Origin of the sequence: Pseudomonas putida (genome assembly GCF_004357765.1) — a bacterium.
In the GTDB taxonomy this organism is placed as follows: domain Bacteria; phylum Pseudomonadota; class Gammaproteobacteria; order Pseudomonadales; family Pseudomonadaceae; genus Aquipseudomonas; species Aquipseudomonas putida_U.
In genome coordinates, this window is the sequence record NZ_SMTE01000007.1 from 111,512 (window position 1) to 131,934 (window position 20,423).

At 64.6% G+C, this 20,423-nt stretch carries 23 protein-coding genes; 4 read left to right on the forward strand and 19 right to left on the reverse strand.

The features are described from left to right. Window positions 1-4 precede the first annotated feature (4 nt). Window positions 5-979 (forward strand): cysteine synthase A, encoded by a 975-nt coding sequence (gene cysK / locus E2H86_RS12115; protein ID WP_133328030.1) that lies wholly within the window; start codon window positions 5-7, stop codon window positions 977-979. A gap of 42 nt (window positions 980-1,021) precedes the next feature. On the opposite strand, the gene E2H86_RS26410 is transcribed toward cysK, so the two are convergent. Beyond that, on the reverse strand, window positions 1,022-1,153 hold the full coding sequence (locus E2H86_RS26410) for a hypothetical protein (RefSeq protein WP_261241437.1): 132 nt from the start codon (window positions 1,151-1,153) through the stop codon (window positions 1,022-1,024). Here E2H86_RS26410 and E2H86_RS12120 point away from each other — a divergent pair. From E2H86_RS12120 to E2H86_RS12125, 3 genes are all read left to right on the forward strand, one after another. Further along, complete coding sequence (locus tag E2H86_RS12120) at window positions 1,152-2,087, forward strand: aspartyl/asparaginyl beta-hydroxylase domain-containing protein (RefSeq protein ID WP_133328032.1); 936 nt, start codon at window positions 1,152-1,154, stop codon at window positions 2,085-2,087. The genes E2H86_RS26410 and E2H86_RS12120 overlap by 2 nt on opposite strands. A 130-nt stretch (window positions 2,088-2,217) precedes the next feature. Next, a complete protein-coding gene (locus E2H86_RS25960; protein ID WP_165976059.1) occupies window positions 2,218-2,379 on the forward strand; it encodes a hypothetical protein in 162 nt (53 codons plus the stop codon). 116 nt (window positions 2,380-2,495) lie between these two features. Next, a complete protein-coding gene (locus E2H86_RS12125) occupies window positions 2,496-3,377 on the forward strand; it encodes a DMT family transporter (protein WP_133328034.1) in 882 nt (293 codons plus the stop codon). A 4-nt stretch (window positions 3,378-3,381) separates the two neighbouring features. On the opposite strand, the gene E2H86_RS12130 is transcribed toward E2H86_RS12125, so the two are convergent. The 18 genes from E2H86_RS12130 to E2H86_RS12215 all read right to left on the reverse strand — a co-directional run bounded on the left by E2H86_RS12130 (window position 3,382) and on the right by E2H86_RS12215 (window position 20,279). Further along, window positions 3,382-3,840 (reverse strand): DUF4265 domain-containing protein, encoded by a 459-nt coding sequence (locus E2H86_RS12130; RefSeq protein WP_133328036.1) that lies wholly within the window; start codon window positions 3,838-3,840, stop codon window positions 3,382-3,384. Between the two features lie 103 nt (window positions 3,841-3,943). Continuing rightward, on the reverse strand, window positions 3,944-5,173 hold the full coding sequence (locus tag E2H86_RS12135) for a hypothetical protein (protein ID WP_133328038.1): 1,230 nt from the start codon (window positions 5,171-5,173) through the stop codon (window positions 3,944-3,946). A 239-nt stretch (window positions 5,174-5,412) separates the two neighbouring features. Beyond that, the gene (locus E2H86_RS12140; protein ID WP_133328040.1) at window positions 5,413-6,372 is read right to left on the reverse strand and encodes a PDR/VanB family oxidoreductase; all 960 of its coding nucleotides are present in this window, start codon (window positions 6,370-6,372) and stop codon (window positions 5,413-5,415) included. A gap of 8 nt (window positions 6,373-6,380) precedes the next feature. Beyond that, window positions 6,381-7,415 carry an aromatic ring-hydroxylating oxygenase subunit alpha gene (locus E2H86_RS12145; protein WP_133328042.1) on the reverse strand — a complete coding sequence of 345 codons (1,035 nt, stop codon included), beginning with the start codon at window positions 7,413-7,415 and terminating at the stop codon, window positions 6,381-6,383. A gap of 20 nt (window positions 7,416-7,435) precedes the next feature. After that, window positions 7,436-7,663 (reverse strand): recombinase-like helix-turn-helix domain-containing protein, encoded by a 228-nt coding sequence (locus E2H86_RS12150; protein ID WP_133328044.1) that lies wholly within the window; start codon window positions 7,661-7,663, stop codon window positions 7,436-7,438. A 10-nt stretch (window positions 7,664-7,673) separates the two neighbouring features. Beyond that, a complete protein-coding gene (locus E2H86_RS12155) occupies window positions 7,674-8,642 on the reverse strand; it encodes a VOC family protein (protein WP_133328046.1) in 969 nt (322 codons plus the stop codon). Next, window positions 8,639-10,129: an aldehyde dehydrogenase gene (locus tag E2H86_RS12160; protein WP_133328048.1), complete on the reverse strand. Its 1,491-nt coding sequence runs from the start codon at window positions 10,127-10,129 to the stop codon at window positions 8,639-8,641. The genes E2H86_RS12155 and E2H86_RS12160 overlap by 4 nt, the downstream gene beginning before the upstream one ends. Before the next feature lie 10 nt (window positions 10,130-10,139). Beyond that, window positions 10,140-10,943: an aspartate dehydrogenase gene (locus E2H86_RS12165; RefSeq protein ID WP_133328050.1), complete on the reverse strand. Its 804-nt coding sequence runs from the start codon at window positions 10,941-10,943 to the stop codon at window positions 10,140-10,142. Between the two features lie 10 nt (window positions 10,944-10,953). Next, window positions 10,954-12,636: a thiamine pyrophosphate-binding protein gene (locus tag E2H86_RS12170; protein WP_133328052.1), complete on the reverse strand. Its 1,683-nt coding sequence runs from the start codon at window positions 12,634-12,636 to the stop codon at window positions 10,954-10,956. Beyond that, entirely contained in the window at window positions 12,629-13,426 is a 798-nt protein-coding gene (locus E2H86_RS12175) for an SDR family oxidoreductase (RefSeq protein WP_133328054.1), read from the reverse strand. Before E2H86_RS12175 ends, E2H86_RS12170 begins: the two co-directional genes overlap by 8 nt. A gap of 1 nt (window position 13,427) precedes the next feature. Continuing rightward, on the reverse strand, window positions 13,428-14,240 hold the full coding sequence (locus E2H86_RS12180) for an IclR family transcriptional regulator (RefSeq protein ID WP_133328404.1): 813 nt from the start codon (window positions 14,238-14,240) through the stop codon (window positions 13,428-13,430). A 5-nt stretch (window positions 14,241-14,245) separates the two neighbouring features. Continuing rightward, entirely contained in the window at window positions 14,246-15,115 is an 870-nt protein-coding gene (locus E2H86_RS12185) for an alpha/beta fold hydrolase (protein ID WP_133328056.1), read from the reverse strand. A gap of 4 nt (window positions 15,116-15,119) precedes the next feature. Then, window positions 15,120-15,674: a cupin domain-containing protein gene (locus E2H86_RS12190; RefSeq protein WP_133328058.1), complete on the reverse strand. Its 555-nt coding sequence runs from the start codon at window positions 15,672-15,674 to the stop codon at window positions 15,120-15,122. A gap of 14 nt (window positions 15,675-15,688) precedes the next feature. Next, window positions 15,689-16,453 (reverse strand): SDR family oxidoreductase, encoded by a 765-nt coding sequence (locus E2H86_RS12195; protein ID WP_133328060.1) that lies wholly within the window; start codon window positions 16,451-16,453, stop codon window positions 15,689-15,691. After that, the gene (locus tag E2H86_RS12200) at window positions 16,453-17,229 is read right to left on the reverse strand and encodes an ABC transporter permease (RefSeq protein ID WP_133328062.1); all 777 of its coding nucleotides are present in this window, start codon (window positions 17,227-17,229) and stop codon (window positions 16,453-16,455) included. Before E2H86_RS12200 ends, E2H86_RS12195 begins: the two co-directional genes overlap by 1 nt. A gap of 28 nt (window positions 17,230-17,257) precedes the next feature. After that, window positions 17,258-18,259: an ABC transporter substrate-binding protein gene (locus E2H86_RS12205; protein WP_133328064.1), complete on the reverse strand. Its 1,002-nt coding sequence runs from the start codon at window positions 18,257-18,259 to the stop codon at window positions 17,258-17,260. Between the two features lie 35 nt (window positions 18,260-18,294). Next, window positions 18,295-19,131, reverse strand: a complete 837-nt coding sequence (locus tag E2H86_RS12210; RefSeq protein WP_165976065.1) for an ABC transporter ATP-binding protein — start codon at window positions 19,129-19,131, stop codon at window positions 18,295-18,297. Window positions 19,132-19,403: 272 nt separating this feature from the next. Further along, window positions 19,404-20,279: a DMT family transporter gene (locus tag E2H86_RS12215; RefSeq protein ID WP_133328068.1), complete on the reverse strand. Its 876-nt coding sequence runs from the start codon at window positions 20,277-20,279 to the stop codon at window positions 19,404-19,406. Window positions 20,280-20,423 lie beyond the last annotated feature (144 nt).

The following is a 20,423-nucleotide window of genomic DNA, read 5'->3' on the forward strand; positions in this document are numbered from 1 at the left end:
TGCCATGAGCCGTATCTACGCAGACAACGCCCACTCCATCGGCAATACACCGCTGGTGCAGATCAACCGCATCGCTCCGCGTGGGGTGACCATCCTGGCCAAGATCGAGGGACGCAACCCCGGGTATTCGGTCAAATGCCGGATCGGCGCGAACATGGTCTGGGACGCCGAGAGCAGTGGCAGGCTCAAGCCGGGCATGACCATCGTCGAGCCGACCTCCGGCAACACCGGCATTGGCTTGGCCTTCGTCGCCGCCGCACGTGGCTACAAACTGATGCTGACCATGCCGGCCTCGATGAGCCTGGAACGACGCAAGGTGCTCAAGGCCCTGGGCGCCGAACTGGTATTGACCGAGCCCGCCAAGGGCATGAAGGGCGCCATCGAGAAGGCCAATGAGATCGTGGCTTCGGACCCTGCGCAGTACTTCCTGCCGGGCCAGTTCGAGAACCCGGCCAACCCGGCCATCCACGAGCAGACCACCGGCCCGGAAATCTGGAACGATACCGATGGCGCGGTCGATGTACTGGTGGCGGGCGTAGGCACCGGCGGGACCATCACCGGCGTTTCGCGCTACATCAAGCACACCCAGGGCAAGCCGATCCTGTCGGTGGCGGTGGAGCCGGTGAGCTCGCCGTTGATCACCCAGACCCTGGCCGGCCAGGAGTTGACCCCCAGCCCGCACAAGATCCAGGGGATCGGCGCAGGCTTCATCCCGAAAAACCTCGACCTGTCGATCGTCGACCAGGTGGCGACGGTGTCCGATGACGAGGCCAAGGCCATGGCCATCCGTCTGATGCAAGAGGAAGGTATCCTGTGCGGTATTTCCTGCGGGGCAGCGATGGCAGCGGCGGTGCGCCTGGCGGAAAAGCCGGAGATGCAGGGTAAGACGATCGTCGTAATCTTGCCGGATTCCGGTGAGCGTTACCTGTCGAGCATGCTCTTCAGCGATCTGTTCAGCGAGCAGGAAAACCAGCAGTAATCAGCCGTGGCGCTGATCCGGCGCAACATTCGGTGGCCGGGTTCATTGCAAAATCTTCATCAGTGAGATCCCGCCCAGGTTGTTTTTACCGGGGCGGGATGGGTTTATGATGGCCGGATGATTTTTCTGGGAGCCGGCGGCGCTGGCCTGCTTCCTTTCCAAGGAGTGTTGCATGACCTTTTCCTTCGTCGCCAAGGCGGGTGTCCTGCTGGTGTTCTTCGGCAGCGTGCTGTTCGTGCACCTGCGCGGCAAGGCCCGCCTGCCGGTGTTGCGCCAGTTCGTCAATCATTCGGCGCTGTTCGCCCCTTATAACAGCCTGATGTACCTGTTTTCCGGCGTGCCGTCCAAGCCCTATCTGGACCGTGAGCGTTTCCCCGAGCTGGATGTGCTCAAGGACAACTGGCAGGTGATCCGCGAGGAGGCCATGCGCCTGTTCGATGAGGGGTACATCCGCGCGGCGGAAAAGGACAATGACGCAGGCTTCGGCTCCTTCTTCAAGAAGGGCTGGAAGCGCTTCTACCTCAAGTGGTACGACAAACCACTGCCTTCGGCTGAGGCGCTGTGCCCGAAAACCGTCGAACTGGTCAGCGGTATTCCCAATGTAAAGGGGGCGATGTTCGCCCTATTGCCTGGCGGAAGCCACCTGAACCCCCACCGCGACCCGTTCGCAGGCTCTCTGCGTTATCACCTGGGCCTGTCCACACCGAACTCCGACGCCTGCCGCATCTACGTCGATGGCCAGCCGTATGCCTGGCGCGATGGCGAAGACGTGATGTTCGACGAAACCTTCGTGCACTGGGTGAAGAACGAAACCGACGTGACCCGGGTGATCCTGTTCTGCGACATCGAGCGACCGCTGAGCAGTCCGTTGATGACCCGAATCAACCGCAAGGTCAGTGCTTTCCTCGGTCGTGCCACTGCGCCGCAAAACACCGATGACGAGCGTGTGGGCGGGATCAACCAGGCCTATGCCTGGAGCAAGCGCTTCAGCAACAAGATCAGCACCCGTGTGAAGCAGTTCAAACGTGCCAACCCGAAGGCCTACCGCATTCTGCGGCCGGTGCTGGCGGTGGTGGTGGCGTTCCTGTTGTATCGCTGGTTGTTCTGATTGCAGGACCGGCCTCTTCGCGGGCTTGTCCCGCGAAGAGGCCCGGTCAAGCAACACAAAAGCTGGCTATTGCCCAACCCCAGATTCACCGCTATATTCCAGACCACTTCCATCTGCAAAGTCCTCCATCATGCCCGCCACCCCTGCCACCACAAGCTTTGCCTTCGCGCCAGTCGCGGGCATGGTCGTGCGCGGCAGCCCGCAGCCGGTCATGATCAGTCACTACCCACCACCTGTCAGTGGCGTCGTAGGCGGCGTAGCTCCGCCTCCTTGCGTGGTCGTGTTGGGCTGATCGGCTTCACGCCGCAACCCTTCACCTACGCAACCTACTGAACACGGTCGGCACCTTCCTCCGCTGAAGCTCGCGCCCGCCGTTTGGCTCATTCGCCTACTATCAGGTGGCAATACATGTCTGTCTTCAATAAAGCTTCGGTGGCCTCGGCGGCCACTACCACCCTGTTCGTCCTGCTGTGGAGCAGTGGGGCGATCGTCTCCAAACTCGGCCTGGCCCTGGCCAGCCCCTTCGCCTTCCTGCTGCTGCGTTCGGCGCTGGCATTGACCGGCCTGCTGCTGATCGGACCGTTGCTCGGCCTACGCTGGCCGCGCAGCCGGGGCGCGGTACTGCGGGCCCTGGGCACGGGTTGCGTGCTGCTCGGCGCGTATCAGATCTTCTACCTGCTGGCGCTCAACACTCAAGTCACCCCTGGGGTGATGGCGACCGTGATGGGCGTGCAACCGATCCTCACCGTGGTGCTGATGGAGCGTCAGCGCTCCTGGAGCCGCCTTTTCGGGCTGGGCCTGGGCCTGTGCGGGTTGGTGATGGTGGTCTACCAGGGCATCAACCTGGGCGGCGTATCGCTGCTTGGCATGTTGTTCGCGCTGCTGGCGCTGGCCAGCATGACCTTTGGCTCGATCCTGCAGAAACGCATCACCGACAATCCCATGGGGACCTTGCCGCTGCAGTACCTGGCAGGGTTCGCCATGTGCGCGCTGTTCGCTCCACTGCAGCCCTTGCATGTCCAATGGAGCGCCGACTTCGTCGCGGCGCTGCTGTGGATGGGACTGGTGGTCTCGCTGCTGGCGACCCTGTTGCTCTATCGGCTGATCGCCCGGGGCAACCTGGTCAACGTCACCAGCCTGTTCTACCTGGTTCCGGCGGTGACCGCGGTGATGGACCTGCTGATCTTCGGCAACCGTCTGGCACCGCTCAGCCTGCTGGGCATGGGCCTGATCGTGGTCGGCTTGCTGTTCGTGTTCCGCAAGCCCGCGGCGCGTCTGGCCCAGGCTTGAGACCTTAGCGGAACTCTTCGGGGATGGCGTGGCGCAACACGCCTTCCTCGAAGTCCAGGGTGCCGGCGTCGCGCTGGGTCAGCAGGTAGTAGAGCAGGGTGTCGAGGGCGCGTGACGGCGGGACCTCGACGGCGAGCATCCTCACTGCAGGTTCTGCCTGGCACCGGCAGCCGAATTCTTCGACAGCCGCACGCACCTGGTCGAGAGTGCCTGGGGTCTTGATCAGGATTCGGAACACCGATGCTCCGCCACTGCAGCGCAGGCTTTCGAACCACAACTGTTCACCTTCCTCGACCACCACGATGGTATCACCAGGGGCGATACCGTAGGCGTAGAACGGGATACCGTCGACCTCATAGCCGGCTTCGGAGCGCTTGACCCACAGGCCTTCGATCGAGGCGGGAGGGTAGCCCTGGGCGTCTTGTTGCAGGCGCCAGAGGACGATCTTGTGGTCGCAGGGCATGTTCGCGGTTCAGTTGTGGGGTGCGGGCTATCGTAGTCGGCTTTGGCAAGGTTGTCTGTAGCGGCCCCATCGCCGGCAAGTCGACGATGGGGCCTTGTCGGCTTCAGAAGTAGTAACCGATGTTGATGTTGGTTCGGTAGTACCAGTCGTTGCTTCCCACCGAATTGGTACTGGTCCAGCCGGTACCGTTCTCCGCGCCGCCAAATGGATTGGCATTGCGTGCCCAGGTCAGGTCGATCCAGGCCATGATCGGCATCGCCAGGAATTGCGCGCCCACGGTGAACATCTGCGAGTCGTCCCAGCCGCTCTTGTCTTTCATCATGCGGCTGTAGTCGGTGTAGAACTTGATTTTCTTCAACTGCCCCAGACGCGGGGTGAACACGTCATAGCCAACGTTGAGCGCGGCGATGGTCGCCTTCGACGCGATCAGGTAGGCCGGGGTCAGGCCGTTACCGCCCATCAGTACGGCATCGTCACTGACGCCGACAGGGTTCTTCGGATCGTACTCGTAACGAATGGCCTGGCCGGTCACGGTCCAGGGACCGCTGTTGACCAACGCATGGACACCGCCGGCCCAGTAATCGCCGTCGTCATGGGTGGTGGCGTTGTACAGGTCGGCGGCTGCCAGCGAGGCACCGATTTCGGTTTTCCAGCCTTCGCCGGTGAAGGTGCGAGCGACGCGAGCGTTGACCTGGTGGCGCTTCTCGTTGTCCTGTCGCGACTGAGTGAAGGCCACGGCGTTGTCGTCCAGGTCGCTGTAGCGGCCGATTTCCGGCGAGTAGCGGATGCCTGTCGGTAGCATGCGCGGGAAGTAGCCCAGTTGCAGGTCCCAGGCGCTGTCCTTGTAGCTGTATTTCAGGCCAGTGCCGGCGCTGACGCCATAGCCCATGAAGAACGGGATGTGATAGCTCCAGCCGAACTGCGGATAGGGCTCCAGGCCGAATGGCTTGAACGGCGCGCCCAACTGCAGGTTGGAGCGCTCGTCGAAGCGATAGCCGACGAAGCCGCGATCGATGGAGCGCTTGCCGTCGTCCTGGAACCAGTAGCCGACATCACTGAACAGTTGCCGGTGGGTGGCCTGCACGTCGATACGGAAGGTGTCGAAGAGGAATCGGCCGTTGTTCTCGGTGGTGTCCCAATGCTCGTCGCGGTAGTTGACCCGCAGGGCGCCGCCGATGTCCAGGCTGCTTTGACCGTCGTCACTGCGCCAGGCGACGTGTGGGAACGGCTTGCGTGCCGTCGGTGGCTGGTCCGGGGCGGCGGGGCCGGGCTCGGACGCGAAGGTGGTGCAACTGCCTAGAACCAGACCAAGGGAAATCACAAATCGTTTCATGCTATGCCCTGCAAGGTTGGAGCAGTTTTCGCAGGCAACAGCTATCCCTCCCCCTGGACGGGGGTGTTGAACGGGAGTGGCTGTGGAAAGCGAAAGACTGGGGGTTGTTATTTTGGTTTTGGGGTGGATGTGCTGGCCTCTTCGCGGGGCAAGCCCGCTCCCACAGGTACAGCACAGGTATCAGCTATCGTGACTCACCTGTGGGAGCGGGCTGGTCCCGCGAAGAGGCCAGCACCGATTCAAAGGTCGAGCACCAGGCGCTTGCTCTTGCACCCGGACACACACACCATCATCGAGCCATTGGCCGCTCGCTCGGCCTTGGTCAGTACGCCATCGCGGTGGTCGATGTCCCCTTCGATCACACGCGTCTCGCACGAACCACACACACCCTCGCGGCAGCTGTGGTCGATGTCGCAGCCGGCTTCGAGCAACACATCCAGCAGGTTCAAGCCAGGCTCGACGCTGAGCGTCTTGCCCGATTTGCTCAGCTCGACGCTGTAGCTGGCCAGGGCATCCTGCGATGCCTCCACTTCCACTGCGCTGAACCGCTCGATATGCGCATGGGCATAGCCCAGTCGCTCGCACGTCTGCTCGAACGCCTCGAGCATTGGAGTCGGTCCGCAGCAGTAGAAGTGACTGTCGACCTGGCGTCCTGCCAGGTATTTGGCGAGATCAGGGAACCCGCCTTTTTCGTCGTTGAAGTGGTAGATCACCTGCGCCCCGAGCGCGGCGAGCGGCTCCAGCAACGCCGCCTCACGGCGCGAGCGTGCGCAGTAGATCAGCTCGGCCGAGCGGCCCTGCGCCAGCAACTGGTTGAACATGCAGAAGATCGGCGTGATGCCGATTCCGCCGGCCACCAGCACGCTATGGCTGGCCTGGGTGTCGAGGGCGAAGTTGTTGCGCGGTTGGGAGATCTTCAGCTCCATGCCCACACGCAACTGTTCGTGCACGTAGCGCGAACCGCCACGGCTGGCGCGGTCACGCAGGATACCGACCACATAGCGCCCCTGTTCGCTGGGCGCATTGAGCAGCGAGTAGCTGCGCACCAGCCCATTGGGCAGGTGCAGGTCGATGTGCGCGCCGGCCTCGAACGGTGCGAACACGGTATCGCCCCACGGACGCAGCTCGACGCTGATGATGCCATCGGCCTCGTAGCGCAGGGTGTGCACCAGGGCGCTGATAACGGAGGAATTGGACATCGTGCACCTCAGGCCAGTTGTTTCGCTTCGATCAGGGCCAGTTGCTCCTTGGCCTTGCCCTTGAGGTAGCGACGCAGGCGCACTACGCCCAGGTCGTGCTGGTAAAGGTTCTCGCGTTGATTGGCGTCGAATTCCATGAACTCCAGCAGTACCCGATCCTGCTCCAGCACTGCCCAGTGGCGCGCTTCCAGCCGGTTCTTGTAGAGGAAGCGCCAAGTGTCGCGCTGCCAGCCGGTCAGAGGGCGGGCACGCCAGTGGAACACCGCCGACAGCGCGCGGCTGCTGGGGGTGTAGCTGCCAATGATGGTGAAGTTGCCGCCGGGGCCGCCGGTCTTGGGGTAGGGGATTTCCAGGCGCAGCCAGTGGCAGCCGTTGTCGAGGAATTCGGTCCAGTCGAAGTTGACCCCTCGCTGGCCTTCTTTCTCGAAGAAGAAGCCCTGCTCGGTGTCACGGGTGACGAACTTGGCGGTGGCCTCGCCCTCGCTCATCGAGTGCGACATCTTGTGCAGATAGGTGCCGTGCATCGGGTCCATGACGTTGTCCAGCACGTAGCGGTAGTCGCCCTTCCACTCGGTGTAGCAGAGGAAGTGACTCCACTCGGGAGAGGTCAGCTCTTCGGGTAAGACCAACTCCGGTGGTTCGGCGATGTGCGGGTCGGTGGCGTTGAACAGGAAAATTGCGCCGGCAGCCTCGCGAGTATGGAACATCCGCGTCGGTCGGCTGCCCTCTAGCTTGCAGCCAGGGCTGCCGGGGACTTTGGTCACGGTGCCGTCGCAGCGCACTTCGACGCCGTGATAAGGGCATTGCAGGCGGTCACCCAATACCGGCCCCTGGGACAGCGGTGCACCGCGGTGCGGGCAGTGGTCCTCGAGGGCGTGGACGCGTCCGTCGTTGTCGCGCCACAGGGCGATCTTGTAGCCCAGGCGACGGATCGAGCGTGGTCGGTCGGTCAGCAACTCCGACGGCAGCACGGGGAACCAGAGGTCTTTGAGGCCATTGGCCAGGTGTTGTTCAACAGGGTCCACGGATACATGCATGTTCATCTTGTTCTACCTCCAGCGGGTCATTCGCCCAGCCGTGCCATCAGGGTTTTGAATGCATCTTCGGTCCACTCGCCGCTGGTCAGCGGGCAGGGTGGACCGGCCAGGTCGAGGTGCGCGAGCAGTTCGCTCAGTTCGCTCACGCCGTTGCCGTAAGCGCGTTCGATCGAGTCGCCGAGCAGGTCTTCGAACGGGGTGTTGGGACGTTTGCGCGCTTGATGGGGTTGCAGGTAAACCTCGGTGTCGCTCATGGGATGGCCCTCAGTTGTTCTTGGGTTTGTCGGTGAGGAACTTGCCTTGTGGCGCCTCGACGTGCTGCTGGCGCCGGGTGTTGCCGTCGATACCACCGGCAATCGCCCACTCGGCGAAGACCGTCGGCCCGGGTTCGAATTCGCGGGGTTGCCACTCCCCGGTCAGTTGGTCTTCATCGGCGTAGTACTCCACCAGCGCACCGGCCGGGTTCTTGAAGTACCAGAAGAATGCCGAGGACACCGGATGGCGCCCCGGTCCGATCTCGGTGGCCCAGCCGCAGCGGGAGATATGCATGCCACCGCCGAACACTTCGTGCAGGTCGCGCACGGTGAACGCCACGTGGTTCAGCCCGGCGCGCGGCGCCGGTAGCTGCAGCATGAACAGGTCGTGGTGACCGCCTTCCTCGGCGGTACGCAGAAAGGCGCCGCGGTTGGGGTAGCGGTCCGAGGCCTGGAAGCCGAAGCGCTCGTGGTAGAACGCTTCGCAGGCGTTGACGTCCTTGACGAAGAACACCACGTGGCCCACTTCGATGGGGGTGGCACGTTCGTAGATCGGCGCTGCCTTGTTGATTCGGCCCTTGGTCTGCCAGGTGTTGTGGCCGCTGCACTCGAGCTCCAGTGGCCGCTTGCGGCTCACCTGCAGGCGAATCGCCAGGCCGTTGGGGTCGGTGCAGCCGATCCGGCCATTGCTTTCGACGAAGCCCGGGTCGTTGGCGATGCGCTGGCTGTACAGCGCAAGGTCGGCCTGGCTTTCCACGCCCCAGACCACCTCGCGCACGGTCGAACCGGGCTCGATCGCCGGCGGCAGTCCGGGTTTGTCGATGTCTGCCACGACGACGCGGCAGCCATTGAGGGTCTCGAAGACGACCTGGTCGTTCGCTTCGCTGACCAGGGTCAGCCCCCAGTCGGCGAAGAAACGAGCGCAGGTGGCCAGGTCTTCGACCCCATAGGTGACTTCATCGATGCCCAGTACGCTCATTGCCCTGCCTCCACGCCGGCCCAGGCCAGCGGTTGTTCGTTCATGCCCCAGTAGAGGCTTTTCTGTTCCATGTACTGCAGGATGCCCAGCCGGCCCTTTTCGCGGCCCAGGCCGCTGTCGCGCCAGCCGCCGAACGGCGTCGAGATGGAGAACTGCTTGTAGGTGTTGACCCATACCGTGCCGGCCTGGAGCCTGCGCCCCAGTGTCCAGGCGCGCTTGTAGTCGCGGCTCCAGATGCCCGCGGCGAGCGCGTACAGGCTGTCGTTGGCCTGCTCGATCAGTTGTTCTTCGTCGTCGAACGGCATGGCCACCAGCACCGGGCCGAAGATCTCTTCCTGGCAGACCTGCTGCTGGTTACCCAGGCCTTCGAGAATGGTTGGCGGGTAGAAGTAGCCGTGGTCGAACAACCCCCCGCCTGGGCGCTCGCCGCCCAAGCGCAGACGCCCGCCTTCCGCCAGGCCCAGGGCCACGTAGCGCTCTACCGATTCACGGTGGGCGGCGCTGATCAGCGGGCCCATTTGCGTGCGTTCGTCGGCTGGATCGCCCATCCGCAGTTGCGCGGCGGCGGCACTCAGGCGGGCCATGAACGGCTCGTATAGGGTGCGGGCGACAAACAACCGCGAGCCGGCGATGCAGGCTTCGCCTGATGAGCTGAAGATGCCGTACAGCACTCCGGCGACTGCATGATCGAGGTCGGCGTCATCGAGCACGATGGTCGGCGACTTGCCGCCCAGTTCCAGCGACACCGGCATCATCTTGTCGGCAGCGATGTGGGCGATGTGCTTGCCGGTGCGGGTGCCCCCGGTGAACGACACGCGCTTGACCAGCGGGTGGCGGGTCAGCGCGTCGCCCAGCAGCGAGCCCTTGCCCGGCAGCACGCTGACCAGTCCCTTGGGCAGGCCGGCGTCGTCACAGATGCGTGCCAGTTGCAGGGCCAGCAAGGGGGTGATTTCCGCTGGCTTGATCACCACGGCGTTACCGGCGGCCAGGGCCGGTGCCACCTTCTGCGCCTCGCTGGCGATCGGCGAGTTCCACGGCGTGATCGCCGCGACCACGCCCATCGGCTCGTACACGCTCATGCTGAGAAAGTCGCCGCGCGATGGCGTGATGGTTTCCTCCAGGGTTTCGCAGGCGGCGGCGAAGAACTGGAAGGTGCCGGCGGCGCTGGCCACCAGGGCACGGGTCTCAGCGATCGGCTTGCCATTGTCCTGACGTTGCAACTGCGCCAACTCCTCGGCGCGTTCGCGTATCAGCGTGGCGATGCGTAGCAGCACGGCGGCGCGCTCGTGCGGTTTGCGCTGGGCCCAGCCGCTGTGCAGGAAGGCCTGATGGGCGCCCTGCACCGCGGCCTCGACGTCGTCCAGGCTGGCGGCGTTGAGCCAGGCCACCGGCTCGCCAGTGGCGGGGTAGCAGGTGGCGTAGCGCTCGCCGCCACCCTGGCGCCAAGTGCCGGCGATGCAGATGGGTAAGCTTTGTTCCGGTGTCATGGGCAATCCCCTAGATGGAAATGGCATGGGCGTGGTTGCCCAGGGCGCGTACCACGCTGTACACGGTCAGCGCCGAGGTTTTCGGATTGGCCTGGAGCGGCTTGCCACGCAGGCTCATCTCGAAACCGCCGAAGGCGCCACGGGCGTGGACCTGGTGCACGTTCTCCTCGCTCAGCGGGTCGGCGATCAGGGTCACCTGGGTGCGGTCCAGGCCCAGGCCTGCCAGCGACAGGGTGGCGGCCACGTTGGCGTTCTTGGGATACAGGCGTGCGGCGTCGCGGGCACTGCCCTGGAAGATCACCGTGGCCTCGCGGATGCTGTCCAGATCGCAGGCCTGTTCACCGGGGGTGTTTTTCCAGGCCTTGGCCGGTTTGCGCCCGGTGTAGCTGACGGCATCCAGGCCACCGACCTTTGCCGCCGACAGTGCATCGATGCCGCCGATGGCACCTGGCAGCAGCTCGATGCGGGTGTTGCCGCGTTCGGCGGCCGCCTCCAGCCGCTCCACCAGGCCGGGCTCGGACAAGGCGCCCACCGAGACGATCAGGCAGGCGATACCGCGTTCCAGGGCCGGCAGCACATGCTCCTCGATGGCGCGATGACCGGCGCACTCGACCAGCAGATCGGGGCGCGCATCATCGGGCAGCGCCGTCAGTACCTCGGGCGGGCGTTTGAAGCTGGCCAGGCGTTGGTGCACCAGGTCCGCCGAATGTGCCGAGGCGATCACGGCGTCGACGCAGAGCTGCGGGTCGTTTTCCAGCAGTTCGAGCACGCCGACGCCGATGGCGCCGCAGCCGATCATGGTGATATGCAGCATGGCGCGATCCTCAGGCAGTAACCTTCTGGGCTTTGGTTTCGCTGTTGGGTGGGCCGGCGAACTGGGTGGCGAAGTTGCCGACCGCGAGCATGTCCACTTCCAGCAGGAACGGCCCAGGTTGGCTGAGGGCGTCCTGCACAACGTCACCGAAGTCCTTGAGGTCGCGCACCAGGCCGTGGCGAATGCCCATGGATTCGGCCAATTGGGTGTAGTCCGGAGTATGCAGTTCGACGTAGGCATGCCGGGCGCCGTAGATGGCGTCCTGAATATTGCGGATCACCCCGTAGCGCTGGTCGTTCATCAGCAGGATCACCACGTTGGCTTTTTCCTGCACCAAGGTTGCCAGTTCGCCCAGATTGAGGATGAAGCCGCCGTCGCCGGCCAGGGCGAAGACCCTGCGCTGCGGGTCGTATTCGGCTGCCGCGACGCCGGCACCAATGCCCATCGCCAGGCCTTGGCCGATGCCGCCGCCCAGGGCATGCACACCCGCGCGTGGGTGGTACAGGTCGAGCAGACGGTTACCCCAGATACTGTTGGACAGCGTCACGTCGCGCACCCAGGTGAAGTTGCGCCCGGTCAGGCCTTGCAACTGCTCGACCATCGCCGCGTACGGGCCGAGGTCAGCGACCAGCGCGGCGCGGGCCTTGCCGCGTACGTCCTTGAGTTCGGTCAGGAACTGCGGGTCGGTCTGCAGGCGGCCTTCGAGGCGGTCGGCCAGTGCGTCGAGGGTCAGTGCGGCGTCGCCACAGACGAACAGGTCGCTTGAGTAGCTGCGGCCTTCGATAGCCGGATTGGCGTCGATACGCAGAGTGTTTTCCGGCAGTTTCAGCGCGTACTTGAAGGTTTCGTTGCTGCGCAGGCGTGAGCCCGCGATGAGCAGGGCATCGCAGCCCTGCATGAAGTTTTCCACCAGGCGATTCTGCGAGAACGCGCCCAGGCAACGCTCGTCATCTTCGTTGACCACGCCGCGGCCCTGGGTCGAGGTGATCACGCCCACGCCCATGTCCATCAGCCGTTTGACCGCCTTGCCGGCATGCCGGGCGCCGCCGCCGAGCCATAGCAGCGGGCGCTTGGCCTTGAGCATGCGGGCGACCAACTGTTCCAGCGCTTCCGGCGCAGGCACCGCGACCGGAACCGGCAGCGGGGTGAGGTCGGTGGGCATGGGGACGAAAGTGGATTGGATATCGATCGGGATTTCCACGCTGACCGGGCCGGTCGGCGCGGTGAGGGCGGTCTGCACGGCAAGCTTGAGGGTGCTCAGGGCGGTCTCGACGCTGCGCACGCGGAATGCTGCCTTGGACACCGATTTGAGCATGGTCAGCTGATCGCGTGCTTCGTGGATGTAGGCGAACTCCTGGTCCAGGTACGGCGTTTCGATCTGACCGGTGATGTGCAGCAGCGGCGTGCCGGCGGTCAGTGCCTCGACCATGGCACCGGCGGCGTTGCCTGCGGCGGTACCGGTGGAAGTCAGGCACACGCCCAGGCCGCCGACGCTGCGGGCATAGGCGTCGGCCATGTTGGTGGCACCGGCTTCGCCGCGGGCCATGACGAAACGGATGTTGCCGCGCACGGCGAAGGCATCGAGGATCGGCATGTTGTGGATGGAGATCACGCCAAACGCGGCCTTGACCTCGCATTGCTCGAGGAACGCGGTGATGACCGCGCCCACGGTGACGGTGTTTTCATTACGCATGGCGGGACAGGCCTCCAGAAACGTCGATATGACTGCCGGTGGTGTAGGACGACAGTGGCGAAGCGAGGAACAGGATCGCTTGGGCGGCCTCTTTGGGCAGGCCCAGGCGGCCTAGGGGAATCTGCTTGCGACGGGCCAGTTGCGTGGTCCATTGCCGCCAGTCCAGCTCGCGCTCGTCGCGGGCCTCGAAGCGGCGGCGCCATTGACCGGACTCGACCAGGCCGATGAGGATGCCGTTGACCCGGATGTCGTGCTCGGCGAACTCGAACGCCATCGAGCGCACCAGGTTCTTCAGCCCGGCACGGGCGGCCGAGGTGGCCACCATGTGCGGTTCAGGCTGGCTGGCCAGCAGCGAGTTGACGCAGACGATCGACGCGCCGGACTGGCCTTGCAGCTGGCTCATGAAGGCCCGCACCGGGTTGATCACCGAGAAGAACTTCAACTGCAGTTCTTCCTGCCAGGCATCGTCGCTGGTGTCGGCGAAGGTCGACACGCGGCCTTGGCCGGCGTTGTTGATCAGCACCCGTGCCGGGCCGAGTTCGGCCTCGCTGGTTGCGGCAAAGGCGCGCACCGCCTCGGCATCGAGTACGTCGCAGACCTGTGCCAGCAGGCGCGCCTCGGGGAAGCGTTCGCGCAGGCTGGCTTCGGCGCTGCGCAGGCGTTCGTCGTTGCGCCCGCAGAAGGCCACCCGGGCGCCGGCTTCGAGCAGCAATTCGACGCACGCCAGGCCGATGCCGGAGGAGCCGCCGGTGACGATGGCGGTGCTGTCATGCAGTGTATAGAGATTCATTTCAATCCCTCATCAATGCGGTGACGTGGCCCGCGCCTGGGCGGTAGTCGAGCAAGCGCGACAGTTCGTCGGCGCTGCTGCGTACCTGGCCCAGCAGATTGTCGAAGTTGACGTGGCCGATCTGCACGGTGGGGATGGTCAGGCCAAGGGCGGCGGCGACCCGGCCACTGGCATCACGCACCGGCGCAGCGACCGTGGAGATGGTCGATTCGAAGAAACCTTCGCCGTTGACGTAGCCGCGCAGGCGGTCGGCCTGGACCAGGTCGAACAACTCCAGCACGGTTTTCGGCGTGCTCGGCGAGTACTGCTCCAAATGCTCTTCCGGGTACAGCTCGCGCAGTTCGGCCAGGCTCAGGTCGGCCAGCAGCACGCGGCCGAGCACGGTGGCGTGGGCGGGCAGGCGGGTGCCGACGGTGACGGCGCTGGAGAACACCGACGGCGGCGAGACCTTGGCCACGTAGACGATCGAGCGGCCATCGCGTACCACCAGGTTGCTGGGGTAGTTGAGGTGGTCGCACAGTCTTGCCAGCAGTGGCTGGCCGAGTTCGGTCAATTCCAGCGAGGCCAGGTATTCGAAGCCCAGGCGCAACACCGACATGCCCAGGCGGTATTCGTTGCCGCTGCGGTTGACGAAGCCCATGGTTTCCAGGGTGGTCAACAGGCGGAAGATGGTCGAGCGTGGCAGTGACAGGCGCCGGGCCAGTTCGGGGGCGGTCAGGGTGCGGTTCTGCCGGCTGAATTCGCACAGCAGCAACAGGCCGCGCTCCAGGCCGGGGACAATGTACTTGTCCTGATTTTCCTTCGAGGCATCCATATCGTTCATTGCAGGCTACCTGTGAGTGAGGCTTGCAGTGCCCGGGCCAGGCGCCGGGTCACGGTTTCGGGTTGTTCGATGGCGCAGGCATGGCCGGCACCGTTGATCAGGCTGAAGGGCGCCGCGATGGCTTCGGCCAGCGCGCGGCAGTCTTCCGGTCGGGTGATGCCGTCGGCGCTACCGCAGTGCACTTCGCACGGCACGCCCGTGGGGGCGTGGTGCAGCAACGCGTCGCCGCACAGCAGTTCGATGGCCTGGCGGTAACCTTGCGGATTCAACCGGGCCATGTTCCAGCGCACCCAGGCCAGGGCCGTGGCACTGGCGTTCGGCGACAGCAGATTGGCGCTGCGCGCCTCGGCGAGGCCTTCGATGCCCACGCGGGCCAGATCGTCCAGACGCTTGGCGCGCACCGAGCGACCTTGCTCGGCTTGCGCCGGGGCACCGTAGCCGCGTGCCGGGCTGAGCAGCACCAGGCGGCTGACCCGTTCGCGGTTGGTCTTGGCGAAGGCGGCGGCGCTCAAAGCGCCGAGCGAATGGCCGACCAGCACGCAGCGCTCGATGCCCAGGGCGTCGAGCAGACGGCCGAGGCGTACGGCATAGTCGTCGGCGCCGGGGCAGGCCTGGGCAAGCGGCGACGAGTTGCCGTAGCCTGGTGCATCCCAGGCGATCACCCGGGCGTGGCGACCCAGGCCCTGGGCCACCTGCAACCAGCTCGCCGCGCCCGAACCGATGCCGTGCAACAGCACGATGGCCGCACCGCTGCCCGTTTCGCGCAGCGCCTGCTGGCTGTCGCCCAAGCGCACCAGGCGCTCGGGAAATTGCCGGGCAAGTTGGCTCAGCAAGGGGACGGTAAGCGTTTCGGCAACCGGCAACATGGGCTTATCCGCGCTTGATCGAGGCCAGCGGGTGGGCTGGCGGGTAGGTGGGGGTGACCGGCTTCTTGGCGCCGAGCATCACGCACATCAGCGCGTCTTCGTCGCCGATGTTGATTTCTTCGCGGTACACCCCTGGCGGTACCGAGATCAGGTCGCGGTCGGTGAGAATGGTCTCGAAGCGCTCGCCGTCTTTTTCGATCACCACCTTGAGCTTGCCGCGCAACACGAAGAACACTTCTTCGACGTCGGTGTGCAGGTGGGGTGGGCCTTCATGCCCGGCGGGGATGACCATGGTGGAGAAGGTGAAATGCTCCGAGGCGATGGTGTTCATGTCGCTGTTCACACCGGTGCCGCCGGTGCCCACGTAACGCATCTGCGCGCGGCGGTACTTGGGGTCATAGTCGGCCTGGAACTTCAGCGCATCCCAGTCGTAGCGGCGGGTTTCATAGCGGGCGATGCGGGTCTGCATCCATTCGGCGAGGTCCGCGCCTGCCGGGCGGTCCCAGCTTTTCGGGGCATCGCTGGCAGCGGCTTGGGGCTGGAGGGAAAGGTCGGTCATGGCAGTCTCCTTGCTCAGGGCATGACGAACCCGCCGTTGACCGGCAGGGTTTGTCCAGTGATGAAGCGCGACAGGTCGGACAGGGCGAACAGCACGGCGCCGCTGACGTCTTCGGGCAGTTGTGGGCGCTGGATGGCGCGTTGGTCGATGTACAGACGGTGGCGGGCTTCGGGCACGTAGGCGGTGGCCTCGACCTGCACCAGCCCGGGGGCGATGGCATTGACGGTGATGTTGTCGGCGCCGAGTTCGCGACCCAGGCTGCGGGTCATGGCGATCAGCGCTCCCTTGCTGGCGACGTAGGCGAGCAGGTTCGGCGCGCCCCACAGCGGGGTGTCCGAGGCCAGGTTGACGATGGCCCCACGGCCGCTTTCGCGCAGGGCAGGGAGGGCGGCACGGGTCATCAGCCAGGTGCCGCGCACGTTCACCTGCATCACCTGATCCCAGGTTTCGATGTCCAGTTCTTCGCAGGTCTTGCCGCCGGAATTGGTGATCGAGGCATTGTTGACCAAGCCGTCCAGGCCACCCAGGCGCTTGACGGTGCGCTCGATGCAGCTGGTGATCGACGCCGGGTCGCCGAGGTCGAGGCTCACGCCGCTGACGTCCAGGCCCTGTTCGCTCAGCTCGCACGCAGCTTGCTGCACACGCCCGGCGAGAATATCGGCGATCACCACGCGGGCACCGGCCTGGGCGATGGCTTGGGCAAAGGCGTAGCCCAGGCCGCGGGCTCCACCGGTCACCAATACGCGGCGGCCTTCGAGGAGGTTGTTGTAATGCGTCATCACGAAGTACTCAGCATGGCTTTGGGGAGGTAATGCAGCACGCGCTTCTCGGCCCAGACCACGGCGCCGTAAGCCAGTACGCCGATCAGGGTGAGCATGACGATGGCCACGAACACGCCGGCTGTATTGCCCTGGCCTTCGGCGTCCACCAGCAGGAAGCCCAGGCCCTGGTTACCGCCGACCAGCTCACCGACGGTGACGCCGATCACCGCCAGGGTCGAGGCGATGCGCAGGCCGGAGAACAGCGCGGCCATGGCCGAGGGGAATTCCACCAGGCGGAAGATCTGCCAGCGGCTGGCGTTCATGGTGCGCACCAGATTGATCATGTCCGGGTCGACGGTGCGGATGGCCGACAGCACGTTGATCATCACCGGGAAGAACACGATCAGGATGGCGATCAGGATCTTCGGGTAGATGGTGTAGCCCAGCCACATCACGAATAGCGGTGCGAAAGCCACCTTGGGGGCGATCTGCAGGGCCAGGATGTACGGCGACAGCATGGCTTCGGCCGACGGCGAGAGGCCCAGCGAGACGCCGATGGAAATACCGAGCAAGGCCCCCAGGGCGAAACCGACGACGATCTCGAAGGCGGTGATCAGGGTGTGTTCGAGCAGATTGCCGCTGTGCCACATGAGCACGCTTTCTTCGGCCACGCGGCTGAGCGGTGGCATGACGAACTCGGGCATACCGAGCAGGCGCGGGCCCCATTGCCAGAGCACGAGGAACAACAGGAGCAGGGCAAGGCTGCCGAGCATGGAGGTGTTGAGGCTTTTCATCAGGCGTCTACCTTGGTTGCCAGGGCCTTCATTGGGCCGCGGTCTGGGTGTCGATGAACTGGTTGCTGTAGAGCTCCTCGAGCGCAGGTTCGCGCGGCACGATGCCTTCGCTCACGTAGAACTTGCGCACCGCGTCCAGGCGCGCCGGATCGACGCGGCCTGGGACCGCCTGGCCGGCGTAGACGTAGTCCACGTACAGGCGCAGGATCTTTTCCAGGGACGCTTCCTTGCCGGCATAGGCCGGTACCGCCTGAACGAAGGTGGCTGCGGCGGCCTTGGGGTCGTCGACGATGTCCTGCAGGCCGCGCAGGGTGGCCTGGACCACACCGCGCACCAGCTGCGGGTGGTGTTCGATGGCGTCGTCGGAGGCAAGGATCGCCTGGGCCATGCTCTCGAACACCTGCTCGCGTGGGATCAGTTGGTACTTCAGGCCGGCGTCCTCGGCGTTGATCACCCAGTCCGGTACCCCCGCCATGGCCACCGCCTTGTTGGCGGAGAACAACTGCCACACCCCGGAGGGGCCGGCGGCCTGGATGTCGACATCGTCCTTGCCCAGGCCGGCTTTGCGCAGCGAGGCGAGCAGGGCGTAGTAGGTGGTGTCGGAGTACGACATCACGGTCACGGTCTTGCCTTTGAGATCGGCGATGTCGCGGATCTTGGCATCGGCATTGGTGGCCACCATGGTGACCCCACCGCCGCCGAGCACGGCCACGGCACGGACCGGAATGCCATTGGGGCGTACGATGATCGGCGTGTCGCCGATGGCGCCGCCGACCAATGCGTTGCCGGCACCGATCTGCTTGGCCACGTCCACGCCGCCCTTGGCCGCGATGAATTCGAGGTCCAGGTTCTCTGCCTGGTAGTAGCCTTTCTGTTTGGCGATGATCCACGGCGCGAACGCCGGCAGGCTCGGTGGCGCTGGCAGCAGATAGGTGACCTTGGTCGGTTCGGCCTGAGCCTGCAGGGCCACTGCCAGGCCCAGGGCGGCGATGGCCGCGGTGGCGATGCGTTTGAACGGTGTATTGAACATGCTGACTCCCGGGGGCTGGGGGTAGTGAACGTCGGTCAATGCAATTGGTGGTCAGCGCCAACGTGCAACAGGTCCATCAGGCGGCCGGCCAGCGGGCCGATTTCCGGCAGCTTGCGGCGCTCGAGAGGGTTGTCGCGGTGGGGCAGGTCGATCTCGATCTCTTCGATGATGGTGCCGGGGCGGGCGCTCATGACCAGCAGGCGATCGGACAGGGCGATGGCTTCGACCAGGTCGTGGGTGATGAACAGCGCGGTCTTTTTTTCCTCGAACAGCATGCGCGCCAGGTCTTGCTGGAGAATCATCTTGGTCTGGGCATCGAGCGCCGAGAACGGCTCGTCGAGGAACAGCACCTGTGGGTCGATGGCCAGGGTGCGGGCCAGGGCGGCGCGCTGGCGCATGCCACCGGACAACTGGAACGGGTAGTGGTCGGCAAAGCCTTGCAGGTGACAGCGCGCCAGCAGATCCTCGGCAATGCCTTTGCGCTGGCTGGCGGCCATGCCCTGGATCTCCAGGCCCAGTTCAACGTTGCGACGGATGCTGCGCCAAGGCATCAGCAGGTCTTTCTGCAACATGAATGCGACCTTGGGGACCGGACCCTTGACCACTTCGCCGCCGACCAGCACTTCGCCTTCGCTTGGGCGGTACAGGCCGGACCCCATGTTGAGGATGGTGCTCTTGCCACAGCCGGAGGGGCCGATGATCGACACCACTTCACCGCGACGGATCTGGAAGTTCACCCCCTGTATGGCGAAAGCAGCGTCCGTCTGCCCTTTGCGGGGGAAGGCCTTGCCGACGTTGCGAAATTCGATTTCGGTGGGTGCCGGCTCGCTGTTCGAGTGTGGCGGGGTCCACTGCGGAGCGATTGCGTACATCTCTTTCACAGCCATGGGAGAACTCTCTGGTCTGTTTTATAGGTGATACGCCGTTTAGTGCATGAACAATGCCAGGTGAAACTAATCCTTCATTAAAATTAAAAGTCGTTTTATTTCATGGATTTATAAAGACGAGTGCACTTTCCTATTGTTTTATATATGAAACAAGGTTTCTTATGTGGCACGAAAATGCGCACGGCGGGGTGACCGTGCCATGGGATGGGGCGGTCGCAGGTAACGAAGGGAAAGTCCTGATTCGCAGGTAAAACGGATCAACGCCGCGTTGGACGCAATACCAGCCATAGCGCCGCTCCGATCAGCACGCCGCCATACAGGTGCGCCATCGACAACGGCTCATCCAGCAACCAGGCGCCCCACAGCACGCCGAATACCGGGATCAGGAAGGTCACGGTGCTGGCTTTCACCGGCCCGACTTCATCGAGCAAGCGGAAGTAGAGGATGTAGGCCAGCGCCGTGCACAGCAACCCCAGCCCCAGCAGCGACAACCAGACCTGCCAGCCGCCCCAGCTCGAAGGTGGTTGCGTGATCGCGCTCCAGGCGAACAGGGGCGTGGTCATCAGTGTTGCGCCGAGCATGCTGCCCAGCGCTGCCAGGCGACTGTCCAGGCCGTTGATCCAGCGCCGGGCGAGAAACCCGGCAAAGCCGTAGCAGGTGGTGGCAGCCAGACAGGCCAGGGCGCCTTTGATCAAGGCGGCGTCCAGCGCCACGGGGCCAGCGCCGCTGAGGATGGCGACACCGAGCAGACCGAGGAAGATGCCTGCCAGCTTGGGCAAGGTCATCGGCTCACGGAAGCACAGCGCGCCGATCAGCACGCCCATCAGCGGCGTCGTGGCATTGAAGATCGCCGAATAGCCGGCCGGCAGGACTTGGGCTGCCACTGAATAGAAGGTGGCCGGAATGCCCGAGTTGATCATGCCCAATACCAGGCAGGCCCCGAGTTTGCCGTTGAATGTCCAGCGCACGCGGCCGATGGCAAGCAACGCGATCAGCCCCAGGCAGGCGATCGAGACCCGGAAGAAGGCCGTTGGCACGGTGCCCAGTTCTGGGGCGATGATGCGCATGAACAGGAAGCTCGCCCCCCACACGGCAGCAAGTGTCAGCAGGCGGGCTAGGGCGATGGGGCTCACGGCGGTCTCCAGGAACAAGGCAGGGCGGGGAGTTTACGTGACGTGGGCGGTGGGTTCTTGTGCTTTCTTGCGCTGCGCATCAGTCACGGGCTATCGCCGCTCGCCACTATCTGGAATGTCTAAGCTGAATATTCCCAACCCTGG

What these genes read in the sequence shown, in the direction of transcription:
- E2H86_RS12140 (WP_133328040.1), bottom strand. Translation starts at nt 6,372, where the DNA reads ATGTCCAATTCCTCCGTTATCAGCGCCCTGGTGCACACCCTGCGCTAC.
- E2H86_RS12190 (WP_133328058.1), bottom strand. Translation starts at nt 15,674, where the DNA reads ATGACCGACCTTTCCCTCCAGCCCCAAGCCGCTGCCAGCGATGCCCCG.
- E2H86_RS12155 (WP_133328046.1), bottom strand. Translation starts at nt 8,642, where the DNA reads ATGAGCGTACTGGGCATCGATGAAGTCACCTATGGGGTCGAAGACCTG.
- E2H86_RS12205 (WP_133328064.1), bottom strand. Translation starts at nt 18,259, where the DNA reads ATGTTCAATACACCGTTCAAACGCATCGCCACCGCGGCCATCGCCGCC.
- E2H86_RS12145 (WP_133328042.1), bottom strand. Translation starts at nt 7,415, where the DNA reads ATGAACATGCATGTATCCGTGGACCCTGTTGAACAACACCTGGCCAAT.
- E2H86_RS12120 (WP_133328032.1), top strand. Translation starts at nt 1,152, where the DNA reads ATGACCTTTTCCTTCGTCGCCAAGGCGGGTGTCCTGCTGGTGTTCTTC.
- E2H86_RS25960 (WP_165976059.1), top strand. Translation starts at nt 2,218, where the DNA reads ATGCCCGCCACCCCTGCCACCACAAGCTTTGCCTTCGCGCCAGTCGCG.
- E2H86_RS12210 (WP_165976065.1), bottom strand. Translation starts at nt 19,131, where the DNA reads ATGTACGCAATCGCTCCGCAGTGGACCCCGCCACACTCGAACAGCGAG.
- E2H86_RS12165 (WP_133328050.1), bottom strand. Translation starts at nt 10,943, where the DNA reads ATGCTGCATATCACCATGATCGGCTGCGGCGCCATCGGCGTCGGCGTG.
- cysK (WP_133328030.1), top strand. Translation starts at nt 5, where the DNA reads ATGAGCCGTATCTACGCAGACAACGCCCACTCCATCGGCAATACACCG.
- E2H86_RS12150 (WP_133328044.1), bottom strand. Translation starts at nt 7,663, where the DNA reads ATGAGCGACACCGAGGTTTACCTGCAACCCCATCAAGCGCGCAAACGT.
- E2H86_RS12180 (WP_133328404.1), bottom strand. Translation starts at nt 14,240, where the DNA reads ATGGATGCCTCGAAGGAAAATCAGGACAAGTACATTGTCCCCGGCCTG.
- E2H86_RS12175 (WP_133328054.1), bottom strand. Translation starts at nt 13,426, where the DNA reads ATGAATCTCTATACACTGCATGACAGCACCGCCATCGTCACCGGCGGC.
- E2H86_RS12185 (WP_133328056.1), bottom strand. Translation starts at nt 15,115, where the DNA reads ATGTTGCCGGTTGCCGAAACGCTTACCGTCCCCTTGCTGAGCCAACTT.
- E2H86_RS12170 (WP_133328052.1), bottom strand. Translation starts at nt 12,636, where the DNA reads ATGCGTAATGAAAACACCGTCACCGTGGGCGCGGTCATCACCGCGTTC.
- E2H86_RS12195 (WP_133328060.1), bottom strand. Translation starts at nt 16,453, where the DNA reads ATGACGCATTACAACAACCTCCTCGAAGGCCGCCGCGTATTGGTGACC.
- E2H86_RS12160 (WP_133328048.1), bottom strand. Translation starts at nt 10,129, where the DNA reads ATGACACCGGAACAAAGCTTACCCATCTGCATCGCCGGCACTTGGCGC.
- E2H86_RS12125 (WP_133328034.1), top strand. Translation starts at nt 2,496, where the DNA reads ATGTCTGTCTTCAATAAAGCTTCGGTGGCCTCGGCGGCCACTACCACC.
- E2H86_RS12200 (WP_133328062.1), bottom strand. Translation starts at nt 17,229, where the DNA reads ATGAAAAGCCTCAACACCTCCATGCTCGGCAGCCTTGCCCTGCTCCTG.
- E2H86_RS12130 (WP_133328036.1), bottom strand. Translation starts at nt 3,840, where the DNA reads ATGCCCTGCGACCACAAGATCGTCCTCTGGCGCCTGCAACAAGACGCC.
- E2H86_RS12135 (WP_133328038.1), bottom strand. Translation starts at nt 5,173, where the DNA reads ATGAAACGATTTGTGATTTCCCTTGGTCTGGTTCTAGGCAGTTGCACC.
- E2H86_RS26410 (WP_261241437.1), bottom strand. Translation starts at nt 1,153, where the DNA reads ATGCAACACTCCTTGGAAAGGAAGCAGGCCAGCGCCGCCGGCTCCCAG.